General features: G+C 63.8%; 2 protein-coding genes. Both read left to right on the forward strand.

Annotation, left to right across the window (positions count from 1 at the left end; translation table 11 throughout):
• The first annotated feature begins 179 nt into the window (after nucleotides 1–179).
• Nucleotides 180–815 carry an ATP-dependent Clp protease proteolytic subunit gene (locus tag MJ785_RS06370; RefSeq protein WP_305039257.1) on the forward strand — a complete coding sequence of 212 codons (636 nt, stop codon included), beginning with the start codon at nucleotides 180–182 and terminating at the stop codon, nucleotides 813–815.
• Between the two features lie 78 nt (nucleotides 816–893).
• Nucleotides 894–1,565 (forward strand): ATP-dependent Clp protease proteolytic subunit, encoded by a 672-nt coding sequence (locus MJ785_RS06375; protein ID WP_239308450.1) that lies wholly within the window; start codon nucleotides 894–896, stop codon nucleotides 1,563–1,565.
• The last annotated feature ends 83 nt before the right edge of the window (nucleotides 1,566–1,648 follow it).

The raw sequence follows: 1,648 nt of genomic DNA on the forward strand, positions 1-1,648 counted from the left end.
ACTAAGCCTCTCCAGGGAGTCGATTGCCCGCAATGCCCGGATTAACCGCCGCTGGGCCAGCCCGCCCTCACGCCCAGCGCGAACATCGAGGGTGAAGTCCCGGAACTAGCGCGGGTCACAGATAGTGTCGAGACGGTCAGATCAGCCGTCGTCAGCGCGAGGAAACCGAGGAGCTAACCGTGGGTAATATCGCAGCCCCGAGCCTGGTCGCCCCACAGCTGCGTTCGCCGGGGCAGGGTGGGGTCGGTTTCGACGAACAGGTCTTCAACCGACTGCTCCGCGAGCGGATCATTTTCCTGGGTTCGGTGGTCGAGGATCAGATCGCCAACGCGATCTGTGCCCAGCTGTTGCTGCTCAACGCCGAGGACCCGAGCCGGGATATTTTCCTCTACATCAACTCTCCCGGTGGATCCGTCAGCGCTGGTATGGCGATCTATGACACGATGCAGTACGTGGAGAACGACGTGGCGACGGTTGCGCTTGGGCTCGCCGCGTCCATGGGACAGTTCCTGCTGTGCGCGGGCGCGTCCGGCAAGCGGTATTCGCTTCCGCATGCGAAGATCATGATGCATCAGCCGTCCGGCGGCATCGGTGGTACCGCCTCCGACATCGCCATCCAGGCCGAGCAGATGCTCTACACCAAGCGGATGATGCAGGAACGGATCGCATTCCACACCGGCCAGCCGATCGAGCAGATCGAGCGGGATTCCGACCGCGACCGCTGGTTCACGGCCGAGGAGGCCAAGGACTACGGGTTCGTCGATCACGTCGTGGCCCAGGCCCGCCAGGTTCCCAGCGAGCGCTCGGTCAGCTAGCCGCGTCCCGCGGACACTCGGCCGACACCGTCGACATCCGGTAACCGACCACCACCCGCCGTCGCGGAGGCACCCACCATGTACCAACCGATCATCGGCCAGAGCTCGAGCGACGCGCTGCCCGTCAGCCATTACGGGATCCCGCGTGTCATCGAGAAGACCAGCCGTGGTGATCTTTACCTTAATCCTTATGAGAAGCTGCTGCGGGAACGTATCGTTTTCCTCGGTATCCCGATCGATGACCTTTCCGCGAACGACGTGATGGCGCAGCTGCTTTTCCTGGAGTCCGAGGACCCCGACCGGGATATTTCGATCTATATAAACTCACCGGGTGGATCGTTCACCTCGTTGACCGCTATTTACGACACGATGCAGTTTGTCCGCCCGGACATCCAGACGATCTGCATGGGCCAGGCGGCATCCGCGGCCGCGGTGCTGCTCACAGCGGGGACACCGGGGAAGCGTTTCGCGCTGGAGAACAGCCGTATCCTGCTGCACCAGCCCTCTGGGCAGGGCGAGGGACAGTCCAGCGACATCGAGATTCAGGCCAGGGAGATCCTGCGGATGCGCTCCCTGCTGGAGCGGATGCTCGCCAGGCACACCAGGCACACCGAGGAAGAGATCCGTCGGGACATCGAGCGGGACAAGATTTTCAGCGCGGCCGAGGCGCAGGAGTACGGGTTGATCGACGAGGTCATCCGGACCCGCAAGTCGTCGCAGCTGTTGGCGGCGCCGGCAGCGGGCCGTTAGCAGCAGGGACTGGGGGGGTCCGGTGGCCAAAGGCGGCGCGATGCTGGTTTTTCGCGTCGCCGGAGGCCTGGGTTGGGCTGGCT

Origin of the sequence: Protofrankia sp. CiT1 (assembly GCF_917627335.1) — a bacterium.
Taxonomy (GTDB): Bacteria; Actinomycetota; Actinomycetes; order Frankiales; family Frankiaceae; genus Protofrankia.